The sequence below is a fragment of the uncultured Mailhella sp. genome (assembly GCF_944324995.1).
Taxonomy (GTDB): domain Bacteria; phylum Desulfobacterota; class Desulfovibrionia; order Desulfovibrionales; family Desulfovibrionaceae; genus Mailhella.
Window position 1 is genome coordinate 13,718 of the sequence record NZ_CALUYL010000013.1, and the last position, 19,546, is coordinate 33,263.

Consider the following 19,546-nt stretch of genomic DNA (forward strand, 5'->3'; position numbering starts at 1 on the left):
GCCGAAGACCCGAGGATGAAGCGTGAATTACATTCCCAGCAGACGGGGAAGGATGAGCGGAATGTCCTGGAAGATGATGAGCAGAATGATGAAGGCGATGATGAGCAGCATGTACGGGAACGCGCCCCTGGCCACGCGCTCGAACGTGATTCCCGACAGTTTTTGCGCAATGAACAGGTTTACCCCGAGCGGCGGCGAAAGCAGCGCGACTTCGTTGGTGATGACCCAGAAGATGCCGAAGAACACGGGATCGATGCCCACACGCAGCACGAGCGGCAGGAAGATGGGCGCCAGAATGACGATGGTGGCCAGCGTTTCCATGAACATGCCGAGGAAGAGCAGCAGCAGGCCGATGAGGATGAGGATGACGTAGGGATTGTCGGTGAGGGTGATCATCCAGTTCGCAAGCAGGTGCGGAATGCGCTGCATGGTGAGGATGCGGCCGAACAGCGTGGACACGCCGAGCACGATGATGATGCTGCCCGCCGAGGCGTTGGTCATCTTGATGGCGTCCCAGATCTCGGCGATCTTCAGCTCGCGGGTGATGAACATGCCGACGAACAGAGAGTAGAAAATGGCGATGACCGAGGCTTCCACGGGAGTGCAGATGCCCGCGTAGATGCCGCCGAGAATGATGACCGGCGCCATGAGGGAGAAGAAGCTCTTGCGAAGCTGCGGCCAGAACTTGAGTTCGCCGTCGGTGGCAATGGTGCCGCGGAAGCCGGCGCGTCTGGCCAGCACGTAGGCCATGACCATCATGAAGAAACCCAGAAGGAAGCCGGGCACGAAGCCTGCGGTGAAGAGCTTGGAAATGGAGGTGCTGGCAATGATGCCGTAAATGATCATGGGGTTGCTCGGCGGAATGAGAATGCCGAGCGTGCCGCCCGTGGCGCAGACGCCCGCCGCGTATTCGGGAGAGTAGCCGCGGCGCACCATGGTGGGAATCATGATGGAGCCCATGGCGGCCACGGTGCCGGGACCGGAACCGATCATGGCGGCGAAGAAGAGGCAGCCGAGAATGGTGGTGATGCCGAGACCGCCCTGAATGCGGCCCACGAAAATCTGCGCCATGTCAACGATCTGCCGGGCCATGCCGCCCTTTTCCATGAGCGCGCCGGCAAAGATGAAGCCCACCACCGCAAGCAGCGGGAACATGTCCATGACCTTGCACATGTCCAGCGCGATGATGCTCATGGGAATGTTGCTGAAGAAGAGCACCGCCACCGAGGCCACGCCGAGAGAAACGAAGATGGGGCAGCCCACGATGAGGCATGCGGCCATGACTATCCACAGAAGAAGGTCGGTCATAGGCTAGCCCTCCTCAACGACCTGGGTATCCAGAATGGAAATTTCGCCGCGGAAATGACGCACCCAGCGCTGAATGATGCGGAACGTCAGCAGGCAGAAGGCCAGCGGCACGGCAACGTACACATAGCGCATGTCGAGGAGCATGGCGCCGGAATACATGGGACGGGCAGCCATGCCGTCGATGAGCTTGATCCCTTCCCAGATGACCATGATATTGAAACCTATCCAGAGCAGATCCGACACCATGAGCAGCGCAAGCCTGGCTTTGGTCGAAAGGTACTGGAGGTGAGCTGTCACGCGGATGTGGCCGCCCTTGAGAGCCACGAGGCTGGCGGCAAAGTACACAAGATACAGAAACATGAATCGGCACAGTTCTTCGGAAACGGTCAGGCCGTACCCGAACACGAAACGAACCACCACCTGCGCCATGAGCATGGTCACGATGCTGACAAGAAGAATGGCGCACACAACATCTTCAAAATTCCTGTCGAGCCACTTCAACACTTTCATAGTTGCCTCCGAAAAATCCCGGAGAGCTCGCCGCACTCCGGGACTCGCTGATCTCTACCGGGGAAGCTCGCGACCGAGGGTCTTCATGAAGGCTTCCACAATGGCCATGTTCTTGATCTGAGGATAGAACTGCGGCCAGATGGCCATGGCGCGCGACATCCACTGGTCTTCATCGGTGGGCACGCCGCAGAAGACCATGCCCTTGTCCTTCAGGAACTGACGGGACATGGCTTCCTGCTTCTTGAGCTCTTCGCGCATTTCCACGGTGACTTCATGACCGGACTTGACGAGCACGTCCTGCACGTCCTTGGGGAGGGAACGCAGCCAGGAGGCGTTCACCACCAGCGGACCGGTCCACAGCTTGTAGTGCGGTTCGGTGATGTACTTCTGAATTTCATAGAAGCGGTTGGTGGCAATGGACACCAGCGGATTATCCTGACCATCGACAACGCGCTGCTGCACGGCGTTGAAGGTTTCGTCCCAGGCGAGCGGCACGGGTTCGGTGCCCCAGGCGCGATACACGCCGATCATCTGCGGGTTGTTGGGCACGCGGATCTTCACCTTGGCAAGATCGGCCAGAGTGGTGATGGGCATCTTGCTGTTGGTGATGTAGCGGAAGCCCTGGGAATGCCACACCAGCGCGATGTTGCCGCATTCCTTTTCCATGTTTTCGTTGATGACGTCCCAGTTTTCGTCAACGCACTTGTCGAACTCTTCCACGCTCTTGAAAATGTAGGGCAGATCGAAGGCGCCGAGAGAGGGAGCAAACACGGAGGCATTGTTCACCGCGAGAATGGCCATCTGCACGATGCCCTGCTGCACGTCCTGGAAGGCTCTGTCTTCGGAGCCGAGCTGTCCGGCGGGATATTCCTGAATTTCGATGCGGTCCGTGCCGAGAGCGCCTTCCACCTTGCTTTTCAGCTTGGTCACTATGGTGTGGTAGGGATCCATGTCCGACGGCGTGTTGCTGTGGCTGAGCCGGACGATGATCTTGTCCGAAGCCTCAGCGTGCGCGGATATGCCGGTCACCAAACAGCAGGCCAGTAACAATACGGTTAAAGCACGCATAGAAAACCTCTCTGGTTATTTGTTGGCAAACAAATCCACCTCTGACTTTTCAAGGTTAATCAAGCAATTACAAAAAAAATAATTCGTGTCAATAAACAATAAAAAAATTGATTGCAACTTAACAAACTTTTTTTCATGTTCATAGGGTAACAATAATGAAATTCAATAATTTCAATAAAATATAAAAATTACCCATGTTACAGATGATTACAGAATGTAATATTTTTTACATTTTTTCGCGTAAAAATCCGGCCCGACCTTCCCTCCGATTTTTCTGTAAAATTCTGCAATAAAAAAGGGCTTTGCCGAAAGTAGCGACAAAGCCCTCAACTGTTCTTCAAAAATATCGTCTTATACAATACGAAACGCGTTCATTTCCCTGCAAAAAATGTTTACTGGTGTACAAAACAAACAAATAACATATTTTTTATGCGAAAAAAATCGACAATATGCGTGTAAACGGACAATTTTTGCATTTCAAAGCTCAGCAGGTAACAATATTGACCCCTGATTTTTCAGCCAGCTCCGACAGTCTTGCCGGTATGGGCTCGCAGGTAAAGAGCATGTCCACGCTCTTCATGGGCGCAAACCGTATCACGGCATGACGCCCGAACTTGCCCGGACTCACGGCCAGCAGCACCTTGCCCGAATGCCGCATCATGGCCTGCGCCACGCTCACGTCCGCGGTGTGAAAGTCCACCAGGCAGCCGTCGCTCTCGTTGATGCCGCCCGCGCTGGTGATGAGGTAGTCGCACTGAAAGCCGTTCACGAAGTCAATGGTGGATTCCCCCACCAGCCCGTGACTGCTCTTGCGCATGTAGCCCGACGTGAGCACCACCTCGAAGTCCGACTTCTTGTTCAGCGTCAGCGCCGCCACGGTGTTGTTGGTGATGATCATGAGGCCCGAACGGCACAAAAGCGCGTTGGCTATCACTTCCGTCGTGGTTCCCAGCGTCAGGAAGATGGAGCAGTTGTCCGGAATGTATTCGGCAATGGCGCGGGCAATGCGCTCCTTGTCCTTCAAATCTTCCACCTGCCGCTTCTCGTAGGAACTGTTCAGGATGGTCGTGCGGTAGCTGGCCCCGCCGGGACGACGTTCCAGCATGCCCTGTCTGTCCATGACGGCGAGATCGCGCCGGATGGTCTGCGACGACACGCCGAGCTCCTCGGCCAGCGAGTCAATAGACACGTAGCCGCTGCGCATCACGGCGTAGAGAATGATTTCCTGTCTTTTTTCCTGTTTCATGGCTGCATTCCCGCCGGACGCATTTCCGGCCACGCGAACATCCGTTCCCAGCCCTCGTCTTCCACCACGAAGTCGGGCTTTTCCCCGAGCAGCACATCCTTCCGGCCGTAGCCGTACAGCGCCGCCGCGGTGCGCGCCCCCGCCTCACGGCCGCCGGAAATGTCGAGCCTGGAATCCCCCACCATCAGGGCCGAGGATGCGCTCAGTCCGTGCCGCTCCATGAGCATGTCCAGCATCTCGCGCTTGGAAAGGCTGCGGCCGGCCACGGAATCGCGGCTGGCCACGTCGGTGAACAGGGGCAGCAGGCCCTTGCGCTCCAGAAGACGCCGCGTCACCTTTTCCGGCTTGTTCGTGGCCACAAAGGCGGGCACGCCCTGTTCCCTGAGTGAGTGCAGCAGGCCGGGAATGCCGGAAAACACGCGGCTGCGGGCGTAGTCGTCCACACGGTAGAGCGCGCGATAGGCCAGCACCAGCTCCGCCCGGAATTCGGGAGACACCGAAGGCGCCACGGCTTCAAAAATCTCTTCGAGCGGCGGTCCGATGAGGTGAAAATCCATGGGGGGCACGTCAAGTCCCGCATCCATGAGCACCTGACGAATCAGATGGAGAATGTCCGGCGCGGAATCAACAAGCGTTCCGTCCAGGTCGAAAAATACGGCGGAAAAGCGGAGGGTCGGCGTCATGGCAGAAGCGGGAGTTGAATGACAACTATTTTTAATAGTTAGAAAAAATGGAATATATAATTCCCTATTGTCTTTTGCTATAGAACGCTTTTTCTGCCCTGTCAACGGAGCACGGCAACTTGTTCCGCTTCTTTTCCGGCCGCTCTGCCGTCGAAATTCCGCCTCGGCGCACAAAAAAGGAGCGGCAGCGCCAAAACGCCCCGCTCCATGAAAAAATATTTTTAAATCAGATGGATTACACCTTCATGTAGGCAAAGCCGGAATTCTGAAGCTGCACAAGATCCAGCGTGGCGGAAGGCACGACTTCCACGAACGACCAGAGCATGTCCTTTTCCACATGATAGGAGTTCATGGCGCACTGACCCACATGAATCTTCAGGCCGTTGGCCACGGCTTCCTGAGCCTTGCCCAGCAGCTCGACGTTTTCCTTCACGAGCTGCTGCACGGCAGGGCCGTTCACCACCATGATGAGCTTGAACGTATCCGGTTCGTCCAGCGCCATGAAACCGGCCTTGGCGGCAATGTCCAGAGGGGAAATCTTATGACGCTTGAGCAGCGCTTCCTTCTTGTAGTTGGCAGCCTGGCTGAACGCCAGTCTGAACACGTTGGGATCGTTGGTGTTCACATGAATGACCAGATCAAACTTCATAATATTCTCCTTGAACCAGTACTGTTTCAGTCCGCGGCCGGCTTGCGCGCCGGAAGGCACGGTCGGCCGTCGGAACCGTCCCGCACCCTTGCAGCACAAGGGGCTCTCCAAAAGAATTTCATTGGCCGTGTGTTCTGTCAATCCATTTTTCCGCCTCAATGCCGAAGAAACAGGAAAAAATGCTTCTTGTTCCGTCGTTTCCGCGTCGGACAAGGCCCCGGCAGGCGCTCTTCCCGCGGCGTCGATCCACCAGAGCAAGCCTGTTTCTTCCGACGCTCCGCCGAGGTGAGCCCCGACCTCTCCGCTCCCGCTCTGCCGCCGGGCGCGGAACATGGAACAGGTTTCGGACGACGGCATCATTTCACTGCCTCGCGGTTTTGAACTTGCGCCTCCCGTGACGGCGAGAAAAAAACAAAGCGACAAAAGGGCGCGTCGGTCCGACTTCCGGGGTTTTCCCGCGACGGCAAACTGCGCCCGGACCTGTCCGCCCTTGCCCCTTTCCCATGCTCACTTTTCCCCCGCACAAGAAGTTCCGCTCCAACGTCCCGCTCAAAGGCCCCCTCCCCGAAGTTGCGCCGAAACGCCGCCCTGCCCGCAAACGAGCCGCACGCCGCTCCGCCGAGGGGCATCCCCCGGCAGCCAGCATTCCGGAACCATCTGAAAATACACGATGAAATTGCCCCGGTTCCGTTCTGTTCCGACGCCTCGCGCTCCCGGCTCCCTTTTGTTTCACGCCTCTCCTTTTGGTACAAAAAAGTTTTATTAAAATGACGGCTTGACAATCCCCCCGGGCGGGAGCACTTTCCATTACCTACCGCGCCGCAGGGAATTGCGGTTCTCCCTGCGCCCGGCAGAACGGCAAGACTGCGACAGCCTGTTCGACGCTTCCGAGGCGAAAAAGTATCGCCCGCATCCGATCCTTCGACTGCCGGTTCCGTTTTTCCCCGAAACGGAACACGTTCACCTTCCCCGGCCGCACACGACCGGGGAACAGACACGCCCTGTTGGAGAGGGCACTGGAGGGCCGGCGAAAGCCGGATCTGTTATGTTTGGCACCCTTTATTTCTTTGGCTGCTGTGCGCTGCTCATCGCAGGTTATGTCGTGTACGGCGCCTTTGTGGAACACGTGTTCGGGGCCGACGCGTCCCGGAAAACTCCCGTCATGACCAAAAGGGACGGTGTGGACTTTGAACCCATGCCCCTCTGGAAGCTCTATATGAGCCAGATGATCAACATCGCCGGACTCGGCCCCGTCATCGGCACCATTCTCGGCGCTCTGTACGGCCCCGTGGCCCTGCTGTGGGTGGTCTTCGGCTCCATTTTCGCCGGCGCGGTTCACGACTACATCGCCGGCATGATTTCCATTCGCGAAGACGGCATCAGCTATCCCGAGATCATCGGCCGCAACCTTGGCTCGGGCGCGCGAATTTTCATGGAATGCTTCACCATCATCTTCATGGTCATGGTGGGAGCCACCTTCGTGCTGGCGCCTGCCGCCCTGCTGGCCAACCTGTTCCCGCATTTTCTGACCAATCTGTTCCCGACCGCCCCCACGCTGGCGTGGAGCGTCATCATTTTCGCCTACTATTTCGTCGCCACCATCATTCCCTTTGACCGCATCGTCAGCCGCTTCTATCCCATCGTGGGCGTCATGCTCATCTTCATGGCTCTGGGTCTCATCGTGGCGCTGTTCGCCAAGGGCTACACCATTCTGCCCAACACGGACTTCTTCACCAACGTTCACCCCGCCCACACTCCCGTGTGGCCCATTCTGTTCATCACCATCGCCTGCGGCGCCATTTCCGGCTTCCACGCCACGCAGTCGCCCCTGCGCGCCCGCTGCATGACCAATGAAAAGCAGGGCCGCCGCGTCTTCTACGGCGCCATGATCACCGAAGGCGTTCTCGGCCTCATCTGGGCCACGCTCGCCCTTTCCTTCTATCCCGACGCGGCCTCGCTTTCCGCGTCCATGGGTCCCAAGGGCGCTCCCACCGTGGTCGTGCAGCAGATAGCCATCACCCTGCTCGGACCGGTAGGCGGTCTGCTGGCCATTCTCGGCGTGGTGCTTCTGCCCATCAGCACCGGCGACACCGCCTTCCGCGCCGCCCGCGGCATGCTGGCCGACCGTTTCCACATCGATCAGAAGAACGTGACCAAGCGCATTCTCACCGCCGTTCCGCTGTTCTGCGGCGGCGTGGCCCTCACCCTGCTGGACTTCCCCATCATCTGGAGATATTTCGGCTGGGCCAACCAGACCATGTCCTGCGTGAGCCTCTGGGCCTTCTCCGTGTGGCTCGCCAGGCACGGACGCCTGCACTGGATCACCAGCATTCCCGCCGTGTTCATGACCACGGTCTGCACGGCCTACATCTGCTATGCGCCCATCGGCTTCCGTCTTTCCATGGAAGCGTCCACCATCATCGGCATCATCGTTTCCCTTTCCTGCCTTGCGCTGTTCCTGCACTTCTGCCGCAGCGGCAGCGTGAGCACCGCAAAGCCCGCCGCCTGCGTGAAGTAGGCGCGTAAGATTGCAGCATGAAAGGCCTCCCCGCCCGTCGGAGAGGCCTTTTTTTTGCGCCCCCAAAGACACGACAAAGCCCCGGAACGCATGCGCCCGGGGCCTTTCGGAAAGCGACGGAAAATTCCCGCTACTTCAGCTTGGAAAGCAGATCCTCGCGGATGGACTCAATGGTGCCGCTGCCGTCGAGGGTGATGTAGGTGGTTTCGCCCCTGGCGGCGAGATCCTTGAAGTAGTGCGCCGCGGCAAGGGTGCCGTTCTTTTCGTCGTAGTAGATGTCGTGACGCTTGTTGATGGCGGCCTCGTCCTGATCGTCGGGACGGGTCTTGAGCGCGCCGCCGCACACGCGGCAGACGTCGCCGTTGGGCTTGATGGCGTCGATGAAGATGTTGTTGGGATGATTGTTGTTGTTCACGCAGAGGCGGCGGCCCATGATGCGTTCGCGGGCCGTCTTGCGGGGCAGCAGAATTTCCACCACGTAGTCGAGCTTCATGCCGGCGGCCTTGAGGGCTTCGTCAAGCTTGCGGGCCTGCTCCATGTTGCGGGGGAAGCCGTCGAGCAGCCAGCCCTTGTCGCCCTGATTCTTGAGGATGTCCAGCACCATGGGAATGGTGATGTCGTCGGGCACGAGCTCGCCCTTGTCGATGTAGGCCTTGGCCTTCTTGCCGAGCTCCGTGCCGTTGCCGATGTGCTGACGGAAAACGGCGCCGGATTCAATGTGCTGAATGCCGTATTTTTCCATGAGAAGAGCACCCTGCGTGCCCTTGCCGCTGCCGTTGGGGCCAAAAATCAGAATATTCATCAGAATCCTCTGGCGCGTTTGCGCGTGAACGCCCGGGGAATCTCCTCCCCGCGGGCTTCCTGCGTGGATGCCTGCGGCATGCACGCAGAGCGGAATCATCCTGTCGATGCCGCCATTGTCATTAACAACCTCTGTCGCCGCGCCCTCAGGACGCCGCGGCAACCCCATCCGTACCGCCTTTCGGCGGCCCTTTCCGCTCCGCGGAAAGGGAAATATCAGCGCCTCGCTCCGGACGGCAGTTCGCTCTCGTCCACGATGAGGGCGCGGCCCTCATGCAGAATGTCCCGCGCGCGCAGCTTGTAGTCGTTCAGATAGCGGAATCCCTCGCGGGCGAAATCCTCGTGCGAGGCCTCGCGGCGTATGCCGGGGCAGTCTTCCTTTGCCATGTCGAAGCTCACCCTGTCCACGAGATTGCCCCGGAAAAAAGGCCAGGCGCGGCACACGTCCGGCCGGGCCGGATGCACGGCGCAGCCCTTTCCGGCCTCGAAGAACAGGCAGAAGCCGTCGTCGCCGCATTTGAGCGCGGGCTTGCCGCCGATGTTTTCCGTGTAGCGCGCGAGCACCTCTTCGGCCGGAAGACCGAAATAGGCGCACAGGCGCGGCAGATCGTGCGGCCCCACAACGATGCCCCCGCGCCCTTCGCAGCACTTGCCGCAGCGCGTGCAGGAAAAGGTTTCGGTGGTATCGTCGAAGAGTGCGGCATGCACGGTTTCCAGGCAGCGGTCCTCCACCACCTTCACGCCGGCTTCGGCCATGAGACGCCCCGCCTCGGGGCTGCGTATGCCTTCCTGCATCCAGAAGATCATGGGCAGGCGGGGCAGCGCGAGGGTTTCGCGGGCGTGGGCCTCGCAGTACTGCGGAGCGCGGAAAAGACAGATGATGTCCGGCTCGAAGCCTATGCCGGGAAGATCGGCGATGCTGCGCACCGCGGGAATGCCCCAGGCCTGACGCCGCACGGGATGCACGGGCTGAATGTTGAATCCGGCATTGAGCAGGTAGCGGCCCACGTGATCCACGGGCGAACCGGGCTTGTCCTTGGCTCCTATGATGGCAATGTTTCTGGCACGGGCGAGAAGAGACCGCATGTCGTCGAACAGCATGAACACTCCGCAAAAAGGCATTCGTCACAAAACGAACATATTCTATCCCGCACCCGCGCCCTTGGCAATGGCCTGCGGGAGGGAAAGAACGGAAAAGCGCGTCCGTACGGAGAAAAGGCCCGTCTTCCCCTGCGGAAGCGGGCCTTTTCTCGCGCCGAAAACGGCGTGCGCCACACGCTAGGCCTTTTCCAGCCAGGCGTTCAGGCGCGTTTCATATTCTTCGTCGGACCAGAGTCTGTGTTCGTACATGCCGGCCGCCGCGCGCTGACGCGAGGCTTCCGCCAGCATGAGCGCCGAGGCCACGGACACGTTGAAGCTCTGCACCATGCCGTACATGGGAATGTACACCTCGCCGTCCGCGAGCGGCACGAGTTCCGGGGAAACGCCCGCGTGCTCGTTGCCCATGACGATGGCCGTGGGACGGGTGAAATCGTACGCGGTGAGCGGACGCGACGCCGGAGAGCAGCTCGTGACGAGCACCTGCATGTTCTGCGCGCGCAGGCACGCCATGAGTTCCTCCTTGCTGGAGTGGCGCACGGTGTTCACCCACTTGAAGGCCGAAGCCGACGTCTTGCGGCTCAGCTGCGGAAACGCGCACTGGGTGTAGTAAAGATGCACCTCCGGCACGCCGAAGGCATCGCAGCTGCGGTATATGGCCGACACGTTGTGCGGATCCCACACGTTGTCCATGACAAGGGTGAGTCCCTTCTGGCGCTGCGCGAGCACCTTTTCAATCTTCGCCCTGCGGCGTTCGGTCATGACTCTCATCAGAACTCCAGAGACCCCGTGGTGCGGGGGAACGGCAGCACGTCGCGAATGTTGGAAATGCCGGTCAGCAGCATGATCATGCGCTCAAAGCCCATGCCGAATCCGGAATGGGGCACGCTGCCGAAACGGCGCAGATCAAGATACCACCAGTAGTCTTCGGGCTTCTGCCCGAGTTCCGTGATGCGCGCGGAAAGCCTGTCGAGACGCTCTTCGCGCTGGCTGCCGCCGATGAGCTCGCCTATGCGGGGCACGAGCAGATCCATGGCGGCCACGGTTTCGTTGTCGTCGTTCATGCGCATGTAGAACGCCTTGATGTCCTTGGGATAGTCGTACACCGTCACCGGGGAGCGGAAATACTCTTCCGCGAGGAAGCGTTCGTGTTCGGTCTGCAGATCGGTGCCGAACGACACGGGATATTCAAACTTCTTTCCGCTTTCCTGAAGGAGCTTCACGGCGTCGCGGTAGGCAATGCGGGCGTACTTCTTTTCCGCCATGTCGCGCAGGCCGTCGATGAGGCCGGGAGCAACGAACTTGTCGAACAGGGCCACGTCGTCGGCGCAGTGATCCAGCGTGTGGCGCACCACGTGACGGATGAGACCTTCGGCGAGCTCCATGTTGTCCCAGATGTCGTTGAAGGCGGCTTCGGGTTCGACCATCCAGAATTCGGCGGCGTGGCGCGGCGTGTAGGAATGTTCGGCGCGGAAGGTGGGGCCGAAGTTGTACACGCGGCCGAGCGCGCAGGCCAGCGCTTCCGCCTCAAGCTGGCCGGACACCGTGAGGCTCGCCTGCTTGCCGAAGAAGTCGTTTTCAAACACGTTGCCGGATTCGGGCTTCGGGCCGCCGTCCACGGGGAGCGTGGTCACGCGGAACATTTCGCCCGCGCCCTCGCAGTCGGAACCGGTGAGGATGGGCGCATGCACGTAGTAGAAGCCGAGGCCGCGGAAATAGTCATGCACGGCAAGCGCCGCCTCGGAGCGGATGCGGAACGCCGCGCCGTACTTGTTGGTGCGCGGACGCAGATGCGCGATGGTGCGGAGAAATTCGTCGGAATGACGCTTCTTCTGAAGCGGATAGGTGGCCGGATCGGCCAGACCGAACACCGTCATGGAGTCGGCGTGAACTTCCCATTTCTGTCCCTTGCCGGGCGATTCCACAAGATCGCCGGTCACGCTGACGGCCGCGCCGGTGTTCACGCCTTCGAGGCTGTTCCAGGCCTGCGTGCCCTCGTCGACAATGCACTGCAGGTTCTTGAGGCAGGAGCCGTCGTTGAGTTCAAGAAAGGCAAAGCCCTTGGAATCGCGGCGGGTTCTCACCCATCCGCACACAGTCACGCCGTTGCGCGGCCCGGTGGAGGCCAGAGCTTCACGTATGCTGATACGCTGCATAGGAAATCTCTCCGGAAAGGAAGGTTGAAAAGAACGTGAGGCAGCATACGCCATAGAGGCCCGCTCTGCAACCGGCGAAAACGCCCGCCGGACGCGCGGAACCTGCGCGCGTTCGGCCCGGCTTCGTCCGACGGCCTGCTGCGAAAAGGCGTCGGGCATGACGGCCCCTCCCCTTCGACTCGCTCCTGCCCCGGCGGCTCATCCCGACGCACGCGGCGGAGCCGCCCTTCGGCGCTGCCCGGGATCGGAAGGCGTTCGACTGCCGCAAACGTTCCTCGGCGTGATGCTCACGACCGGCGGCCCGCTTCGGCTGCAACGGCCCCGGCTTCCGAGGCGACGCGTTTTGAGGCAGCCTGTTCCGCGGGAAATTTTCCTTGCGGAACTTCCCTGCGTCGGCTAAAATGCTTCTTCCGCTCCGGCGGCGACACGTGCGGCATCATGCCGCTCTTTGCCCCGGAATCATTGAGGAAAACATGAGCGTCATAGGCAACATTCTCTGGATAGTCTGCGGCGGCTGGTTTGCGGCTCTGGTGTGGCTGCTGTTCGGCGTGCTGGCCTGCCTGAGCATCGTGGGCCTGCCGTGGGGGCGCGCCTGCTTCGTCATGGCGGGCTTCGTCTTCATGCCTTTCGGCTACGAATCCGTCTCCCGCGAGCTCGTGTACGGCAAAAGCGATCTGGGCACGGGCCTGCCCGGCATGCTGGGCAACGCCCTGTGGTTCATTTTTGCCGGATTCTGGATAGCGCTCGCCCATGTGGCCAACGCCGCCGCGCTCGCCGTCACCATTGTGGGACTGCCCTTTGCCTGGCAGCACATCAAACTTGCGGAGCTCGCCCTCTTTCCCATCGGCAAAACCGTCGTGCCCTGCGCGGTGGCCGCCGAGGCAAGACGACGCCGCGCCGCCGAAGACCTGAACCGGAGAAGAAACGACGCATGAAATGGACCACTCATCAGGCCATGGCTCTCATGGCCTCCTTTGCCGCGGGATTTCCCCTGGCGGGCATGGCTGCCGCCTGGTTCGGCTCCGTCGCGCCGGACATGCTGGATCAGCACGCGGCCAGACGCGCCTTTTTCCGGCAGAAGAAATTCAATCAGGTACACCGCCGCTCTTCGCACTGGTTCGGCTGGTGGCTGGCCATCTGGGCATGGTCGCTCACCGGCCAGCTCGGCCCTCTGCCCGACGCCCTCGTGGGAGGATTCGGCTTCGGCGCGCTCACCCACGTACTGCTCGACATGTGCACCACGCACGGCGTGCCGCTGCTGCCCTTCCTGAAAAAACGCTTTTCCCTCCGCCTGTGCAGCACCGGGAGCTTCGGCGAATACGCGCTGCTTGTCATGTGCGCGCTGGTCTTCTGGATCATGGAAAAGCCGGAACTTCTGCACTTCAACGTGCCGCTGTACTGAGCCCTTCCCGGAAAAGCTCCCGCAAGACGCCTCGACGCTCCCCGCGTCCGAGCGGTCAGTCGTCCGAACGGCTCCGGGCCGAAGATGCCGCCGCTCGCCGCAGAGGGATGAGACCGCCTTGCGCGCGGGACGCCTCCAGCGCCCGGCCCGTGGACGGAGAGACAAGCACCAGTCGCGAGCAGTCCAGCCCCGCGGCAAGCGGATCGTTCCCGGGAATGCCCATGCGGCAGAACACCTCCACGTCCGCCTCGCCGCCTTCCGGGGGCAGGCCGAGCGCTTCGCGCTCCGCCCTCGTGACGCCGGAGGAAAAATCCGAAAGCAGCCGCGCCGGACAGCCGAGCAGCAGCGGAGGACATTCGCCCTCCAGACTCAGAAGCAGCACGGCCGAAGCTTCACCGGCAAGGCGCAGCACCCGGCACGAGCGCGCGCCCTCCAGAGCCTCCACCGCCGCGGCAAAAGTGACGTCGTATTCTTTCATGCCTGAAATACCTCATACGCGGCGCGCAACGCCGACCGCAACCATCAGCGCGTTTCCCCGGTCAGAGCGTTCTGCAGCATCTGCAACGCCTTCCGCATGTCTGCGGCGGATACGCGGAGCGGATAGTCCTCGGGCAGAAGCCTCCGGAGCATGAGCACGCCCAGCGTACACGACGTGAGCACGAACCCCGCAGGCACGCTCGATTCCCCATCCGTTGCGGCCAAGTCGGTGAAAAAGCCCTTCACCCGATCCTGAATCACGGGCATGGCCTCTCTGGACTGCGAAGAAAGCATGAGAATGTTCAGCAGCGCCAGCTGACTGTCGTCCTCATGCCCGGTTTCAAGCGCGCGAACCGTTCTGTCCGCCAGATCGCCCAGCTTGTCCTTCGGCCGAAGCGGCAGCCGATCTGAGGAAAGACTGTCGAGCACGGCGCAGAACAGCTCCTTCTTGGATCCGTAGTATCGGCCTATGAGCGCAACATTGACGGACGACTGAGCGGCTATTTCGCGCAGCGTCACCATTTCGTACGGATACCTGGTGAAAAGCCTTTCGGCGTTTTTCCGTATCCTTTCCTTCGTCTGCGCGGCGTTCCGCCCCGGTTTTGCGCGCTGTCCGCTGTCTGAAAACCTGCTGCTTCCGTCTTCCATCCGGCTCCGCCTTCACATGTCCTGTGCTGATTGCATTTTCGTTGTATCCTGCGGCATTGGCAAAAGCAAGTAAACAAGTGTTGACTTAATAGTGAAACAGCTATAACTCCCTCTGCAGCAATACTCAGGAGGATCTCCCATCATGCGATTTCGCACCCTGCTTCTCGTGGCGGCCGCCGTGCTGCTGCTCGGCAAACCGGCGCTGGCACAGCGCGTGTCGCTGAGCGCCGGCGTTTTTTCCGTACAGTCGGAATACCGGGGCTCCGACGCCCGCGTCCTGCCCATGCCCGTCGTTCACTATGAAGGCGACAGATTTTTCCTGAAGAATACGGAAGCCGGCGTGTGGCTCTGGAACGACGGCGTGCAGAAAATTTCTCTGGGCGCAACGCTTCTTCCGCAGTATTTCCGCGCCTCCAAAAGCGACGATCCGGCCATGAAGCGGCTCGACAACCGCAACATCATCGTTCTCGGCACGCTGGGCTACGAGCTGAACACGAGCTTCGGCTCCCTGCGAGCGAAGGCCTCCGGCGACATTACCGGCACAAGCGACGGATTTCTGGCCAGCATCGACTATGCCTATCCGCTGAACGCAGGCCCGCTCACCGTCATTCCCACCGGGGGCGTTCTCTTTTCCAGCGCCAACTTCAACGACTACTATTACGGCATCAGCCGGGGAGAATCGGCGCGCAGCGGTCTTTCCCGCTACTCTCCCGACGCGTCGGCAACGCCCTTTCTCGGCGTCAGCGCCGACTACGCCCTTTCCGATCACTGGAGTCTGTTTGCCAGCTGGAAAATCACCTTCCTCGGCAAGGAAATAAAGGACAGCCCCATGGTGGACAGGAGCACGCAGCACATTTTCGGCGGCGGACTCACGTATTCCTTCTAGTCCTGCCCGCATGAAGGCGGAACAGCGAAGAACAGCGCCCGGGCGCTCGGGCCGAACGCCGGGCCGACACGATTCCGCCCCGGTCTGAGCAGAAAACGCAACGTTTCTTCCGCGCCGCACGAGCCGCAACGTCGGCATCCGCGCGCCGCGTTTCCGCAGATGCGCGGCAACCCCTTATCCGAGCCGACCGGATATTCCGAAACCCGCCTTCCCCCGGCAGGTTTCCCATCCCGCCGTCCGCCATGACTCTCCCGACGGACAAAAGACCGCCTGCGTCGGCAAACCCGGAAGCCTCCTCCGTTCTGCGCGGGCGGTCTTTCTCAAAAGCAAAGGCGGAGCCGACCGTACCGGCTCCGCCTTTGTTCACTTCTTTCGCCGCAGCAGACTAACGCTTTCTCGGCTCCATGCACACCACGCGCACGCCGGGATGTCCTTCCGTGCGGGAGGCCTGCGCCTTGAAGGTGGAAAGCCAGTTCTTGCCGAGCAGGGTTTCCGCCAGCCATTCGGCATTGTGCAGCACCGGACGATGCGTGTCGATCACGGGCGTGTCTTCAACGCTTTTATCCTTGCCGCGCGCGGGATGCTTCACGTCCATGGTCATGAGCGTGCGCGCAATGCCTATCTTGCACGACGGGCAGCCCACCAGAATGGGCGCATCGGGCGTGTACCCGGCAAGGGCGCTTTCCAGGCGCTCGCGCTTGCGGGCGCGCAGGGTGTTGTAGATGTCCGGGCAGGTGTAGGCGCCCGCGCCGGATTCGCCGCAGCAGCCGGGGTTCAGCAGAATGGACGCGCCGGTAATGCGTTCCAGGGCTCTTGCCACCTTGCCGCCGTCCTTGGTGGCCTTCACGCCGGACCACGCCGGATGGCAGGAGGAATGATAGATGATGCGCTCGCTGCTCACGGCCACGTCGTGGGGCAGGCGATCCACCAGAAGCTGCACGATGTCGTTGTGCGGCAGCACGTTGCCGTCCACGCCGGTGATGCCGTGACGCATGAGGGACTCGCGGCACGAACCGCAGGCCGTGACCAGCATGTTCACGTCGAAACCGGCTTCGGCGGCAGCCTGAAGCGTGGAGGCAATGACCTGCCGGTTGCGCTGGAGGTTGACTTCGTACTGTTCGGCGGAACCGGCGGCCAGCAGCGGATAGCCGCAGCAAAGGTGCCGTCCGGGAATGACCACGGGCACGCCCGCGTACATCATGAGCGCAATGGAGGCCAGCGCGATGCGGCGGTAGAACAGGCTTCCGCCGCAGCCGGGGAAGTACAGCACCGCGGGCACGCGGCCTTCAAGCACGCCCTGAGCGGAGATGTCGCCGCTCACGGGCAGGAAAAGATGCGCGGCCGCGTTCTTTTCAAGGTGCAGGCTCTCGTACATGCTCACCATGCCGAGCGCGGGCCCCCTGCCGGAAAAGAGCGGGCTGCTCATGCGTTTGCGCCACACGCGGGGCACCAGCGGCAAAAACTGATTCATCACGTTCTGACCGAGGGCCGCCATTTTGGCGAAGGCGGGCACGCGGGCCGAAGGATCGGAAGAGAGCACGTTGAGCACCTGCGACTTGATGGGATGCCCGCCCTGCCCTTCGCGCTTCACGTAGGCCAAAGAGCTCAGCGCCACTTCCGACGATTCTATCTTCACCGGGCACACCGAGGTGCAGCGGCCGCAGCCCGTGCAGTGCTCCACGAGGTGGCGCAGTTCGGCGAGCAGTTCCGGCGAAGGATGTCCCGTGGTGACCTGAGAATAGTAGATGGCCTCGGTGAGCGCGCCGAGAATGATGTTCTTGTTGCGCGGATTGTACTGGAAGGAGCGCTCGGGGTACACCATGGGGCACACCTGCTTGCACTTGCCGCAGCGGGTGCAGGTCTGCACCTGGGAGAGCAGACGGATGAGACATTCCTTGTCCGGCAGGCCGGATTCGCGGATGTCCGCAATGAGCCGGTTGAACGAGAACGTGAACGGACGCACCGGAAGATTGCGGGTCACGAGCTTGCCGGGATTGAACAGATCGCGCGGATCCACGCGCATCTTGAACTCGCGCAGGCTCTCCATCTGCTTGGGATCAAGGAAGGATATCTTGGTGATGCCGATGCCGTGCTCGCCCGAGACCGCGCCGCCGAGCTCCTGGGTTCTGGCCATGACCTGCATGGCCACGTCTTCGGCGTGCTCCATCATGCGCGGATCGTTGGAGTTCACGGGAATGTTCACATGGCAGTTGCCGTCGCCGGCGTGCATGTGGCTTGCCACCACGATGCGGCTGCTCTTCATGTACGCCACGATGCCGTCGATGCGGGAAGCGAGCCGCGGGAAGCGCTCCTTCTGCGCGAGCAGCCACGTTTCGGCGCGTTTCGCCACCTCTTCGTCCACGAGCTCGGGGTCGAGATTGGATTCATCGCTCGCGGCCACGTGGGAGGCGAAGGCGAACTCTTCGTTGAAGGCCGGATCTTCCAGCGGGAAGCCCTGGAGACGGGAAAGTTCCTGAAGGGCAAAGCGGTAGGCGTCTGCGGCGGCCACGACGTTGAGCGTTTCCAGATAGTGGGCGAATTCCGGAATCTGCGCCATGGGCAGCACCACGTCCTCGTTCATCTTGAAGCCGGACGTGCGCTTGGCGATGGCCGAAAGACGATGCCTGTCCTCCCAGAATTCGGCGGCCTGCTTGTCGTCCTTGGCGATGGCGGCGAACACGTGGGGATCGTCTCCGGCAAGGGCGTAGATGGCCTGCACGGTGTCGTCGAGCACATAGGCGTCGTTGCCGTCCACCTGCACGATGATGACGGAAATGGGGCTGCCCTTGTGCCGGTCGGACTTGGGCTGATAGTTGATGGCCTGCACGTACTTGGAATTGAATTCCTCCAGCGCGGACACATGCACGTCGCCGCCCTGTTCGCGGATCTTGTCGCGCAGATTCACGATCTTGCGCACGAGCTCGGCCGCGGGAACCATGGATTTTCCGTAGAATTCCAGCACCATCACGCGGGAGAGCGACGGCTTGGGATGCAGCACGAAGGTCGCCTCGGTGATGATGCCGTCAATGCCTTCCTTCTGCATGCCGGGCAGGCCGTCGAGCAGCTTGTTGGTCACGTCCTTGCCGAGGCCCGCGTGACGCACTTCGTTGCCCTTGAGGCGCACCACGTTGCGCATGCCGCCGGAAAGATCCTTGACCTCGAAGACCACGTCCTCGTCGGGCATGATCTTGTGACCGGGATGATTGACGCGCTCGATGCGGATGATTTCGCCCGTGGGCGTGACCATGCTCCAGGAGAGCAGGTTGTCGATGGTGGTGCCGTACTCGAAGCAGAAGGGCCCGCCGGAGTTTTCCGACACGTTGCCGCCGATGGTGGACGCCGTTTTGGAGGCCGGATCCACGGTGAAGAGCAGCCCCTTGGACGCGGCGAAGTCGATGGCGTCCTGCGTGATGACGCCGGCCTGACAGGTCATGGTGCGCGCGGCCTTGTTGACCGACTTGGCCGTGAGGCGCGTGGTGCTCACCATGACGGTGCGCTTGCGCGCGGGCACGGCGCCGCCCGTGAGGCCGGACGCGCCGCCGCGGGGAATGATGGCGAACTTCATTTCGTTGGCGAGACGCACGAGGGCGCTGATCTGCTCGGGGGTGTCGGGCTCCACCACGAGCAGGGGCAGTTCCATGCGCAGGTCGGTGGCGTCGGTGGCGGCGGCGACCAGCGCGCCGCGGCGGCGCAGGATGCAGTCGTCGGGCATGACGGACGAAAGCCGCCCCTCAAGTTCGCGGCAGAATTCCAGCTCGGCCTCGTGCGCGCTCCAGAACATGGTGATGCCTTCGCTGATGGCCGTGGCGTACTGATGGGCGAGAGAAGGAGACTCGGCCTGATAATGTTCGTTGACGCTCTTCTTCACTTCCGAGGCGGAAATGAAGGGATTGTACGCCACGAGAAACAGCTCTTCGGCGATGTCGATGGCCAGCTGCCGGACGCTCTGAGGCCAGCGCTCGAACTCATCGAGATTGATGCGCAGGATGCGGTTGACCACATACTCAGCCGATATGGAAATATGGGGCCCTTTGTGGGGCATGGCGGTCTCCTTGGAAGCGGAAAAAAGGGAGGCCCGCCGGAGCGGGGGCTCCGG

At 61.1% G+C, this 19,546-nt stretch carries 17 protein-coding genes and 1 pseudogene; 4 read left to right on the top strand and 14 right to left on the bottom strand.

Annotation, left to right across the window (positions count from 1 at the left end; all coding sequences use genetic code 11):
- Nucleotides 1-27: 27 nt before the first annotated feature.
- From Q0K02_RS06820 to Q0K02_RS06845, 6 genes are all read right to left on the bottom strand, one after another.
- A complete protein-coding gene (locus Q0K02_RS06820) occupies nucleotides 28-1,308 on the bottom strand; it encodes a TRAP transporter large permease (protein ID WP_294486514.1) in 1,281 nt (426 codons plus the stop codon).
- 3 nt (nucleotides 1,309-1,311) lie between these two features.
- Nucleotides 1,312-1,818: a TRAP transporter small permease gene (locus Q0K02_RS06825; RefSeq protein WP_294486517.1), complete on the bottom strand. Its 507-nt coding sequence runs from the start codon at nucleotides 1,816-1,818 to the stop codon at nucleotides 1,312-1,314.
- Nucleotides 1,819-1,872: 54 nt separating this feature from the next.
- A complete protein-coding gene (locus tag Q0K02_RS06830; RefSeq protein WP_294486519.1) occupies nucleotides 1,873-2,886 on the bottom strand; it encodes a TRAP transporter substrate-binding protein in 1,014 nt (337 codons plus the stop codon).
- A 484-nt stretch (nucleotides 2,887-3,370) separates the two neighbouring features.
- Nucleotides 3,371-4,132: a DeoR/GlpR family DNA-binding transcription regulator gene (locus tag Q0K02_RS06835; protein ID WP_294486522.1), complete on the bottom strand. Its 762-nt coding sequence runs from the start codon at nucleotides 4,130-4,132 to the stop codon at nucleotides 3,371-3,373.
- Nucleotides 4,129-4,815, bottom strand: coding sequence for an HAD hydrolase-like protein (locus Q0K02_RS06840; protein ID WP_294486525.1), 687 nt, complete (start codon nucleotides 4,813-4,815; stop codon nucleotides 4,129-4,131). Before Q0K02_RS06840 ends, Q0K02_RS06835 begins: the two co-directional genes overlap by 4 nt.
- A gap of 235 nt (nucleotides 4,816-5,050) precedes the next feature.
- Nucleotides 5,051-5,464: a DsrE family protein gene (locus Q0K02_RS06845; RefSeq protein ID WP_294486528.1), complete on the bottom strand. Its 414-nt coding sequence runs from the start codon at nucleotides 5,462-5,464 to the stop codon at nucleotides 5,051-5,053.
- 1,045 nt (nucleotides 5,465-6,509) lie between these two features.
- Between Q0K02_RS06845 and Q0K02_RS06850 the strand changes: the two genes are divergently transcribed.
- Complete coding sequence (locus Q0K02_RS06850; RefSeq protein ID WP_294486531.1) at nucleotides 6,510-7,982, top strand: carbon starvation CstA family protein; 1,473 nt, start codon at nucleotides 6,510-6,512, stop codon at nucleotides 7,980-7,982.
- A 130-nt stretch (nucleotides 7,983-8,112) separates the two neighbouring features.
- Here the strand turns inward: Q0K02_RS06850 and Q0K02_RS06855 are convergent, their stop codons facing one another.
- The 5 genes and pseudogenes from Q0K02_RS06855 to asnS form a co-directional block, all read right to left on the bottom strand.
- Complete coding sequence (locus Q0K02_RS06855; protein ID WP_294486535.1) at nucleotides 8,113-8,784, bottom strand: adenylate kinase; 672 nt, start codon at nucleotides 8,782-8,784, stop codon at nucleotides 8,113-8,115.
- A gap of 215 nt (nucleotides 8,785-8,999) precedes the next feature.
- Nucleotides 9,000-9,524 carry a YkgJ family cysteine cluster protein gene (locus tag Q0K02_RS06860; protein ID WP_294486652.1) on the bottom strand — a complete coding sequence of 175 codons (525 nt, stop codon included), beginning with the start codon at nucleotides 9,522-9,524 and terminating at the stop codon, nucleotides 9,000-9,002.
- Nucleotides 9,498-9,884: pseudogene (locus Q0K02_RS06865) on the bottom strand (CoA-binding protein); the annotation flags it as partial. The gene Q0K02_RS06860 and the pseudogene Q0K02_RS06865, both read right to left, overlap by 27 nt.
- 177 nt (nucleotides 9,885-10,061) lie before the next feature.
- Nucleotides 10,062-10,655: a TrmH family RNA methyltransferase gene (locus Q0K02_RS06870; RefSeq protein WP_294486655.1), complete on the bottom strand. Its 594-nt coding sequence runs from the start codon at nucleotides 10,653-10,655 to the stop codon at nucleotides 10,062-10,064.
- Nucleotides 10,652-12,037 (bottom strand): asparagine--tRNA ligase, encoded by a 1,386-nt coding sequence (asnS, locus tag Q0K02_RS06875; protein ID WP_294486538.1) that lies wholly within the window; start codon nucleotides 12,035-12,037, stop codon nucleotides 10,652-10,654. The genes Q0K02_RS06870 and asnS overlap by 4 nt, the downstream gene beginning before the upstream one ends.
- 473 nt (nucleotides 12,038-12,510) lie before the next feature.
- Between asnS and Q0K02_RS06880 the strand changes: the two genes are divergently transcribed.
- A complete protein-coding gene (locus Q0K02_RS06880) occupies nucleotides 12,511-12,972 on the top strand; it encodes a YccF domain-containing protein (protein ID WP_294486541.1) in 462 nt (153 codons plus the stop codon).
- Nucleotides 12,969-13,439, top strand: a complete 471-nt coding sequence (locus Q0K02_RS06885; protein WP_294486544.1) for a metal-dependent hydrolase — start codon at nucleotides 12,969-12,971, stop codon at nucleotides 13,437-13,439. Before Q0K02_RS06880 ends, Q0K02_RS06885 begins: the two co-directional genes overlap by 4 nt.
- 55 nt (nucleotides 13,440-13,494) lie before the next feature.
- On the opposite strand, the gene Q0K02_RS06890 is transcribed toward Q0K02_RS06885, so the two are convergent.
- Nucleotides 13,495-13,917, bottom strand: a complete 423-nt coding sequence (locus Q0K02_RS06890) for a hypothetical protein (RefSeq protein WP_294486547.1) — start codon at nucleotides 13,915-13,917, stop codon at nucleotides 13,495-13,497.
- 44 nt (nucleotides 13,918-13,961) lie between these two features.
- Complete coding sequence (locus Q0K02_RS06895; protein WP_294486552.1) at nucleotides 13,962-14,564, bottom strand: TetR/AcrR family transcriptional regulator; 603 nt, start codon at nucleotides 14,562-14,564, stop codon at nucleotides 13,962-13,964.
- A 142-nt stretch (nucleotides 14,565-14,706) separates the two neighbouring features.
- Here Q0K02_RS06895 and Q0K02_RS06900 point away from each other — a divergent pair, with 142 nt between their 5' ends.
- Nucleotides 14,707-15,450, top strand: coding sequence for a MipA/OmpV family protein (locus tag Q0K02_RS06900; RefSeq protein ID WP_294486554.1), 744 nt, complete (start codon nucleotides 14,707-14,709; stop codon nucleotides 15,448-15,450).
- Nucleotides 15,451-15,835: 385 nt separating this feature from the next.
- Here the strand turns inward: Q0K02_RS06900 and Q0K02_RS06905 are convergent, their stop codons facing one another.
- Nucleotides 15,836-19,492: an FAD-binding and (Fe-S)-binding domain-containing protein gene (locus Q0K02_RS06905; RefSeq protein ID WP_294486559.1), complete on the bottom strand. Its 3,657-nt coding sequence runs from the start codon at nucleotides 19,490-19,492 to the stop codon at nucleotides 15,836-15,838.
- Nucleotides 19,493-19,546: the final 54 nt, after the last annotated feature.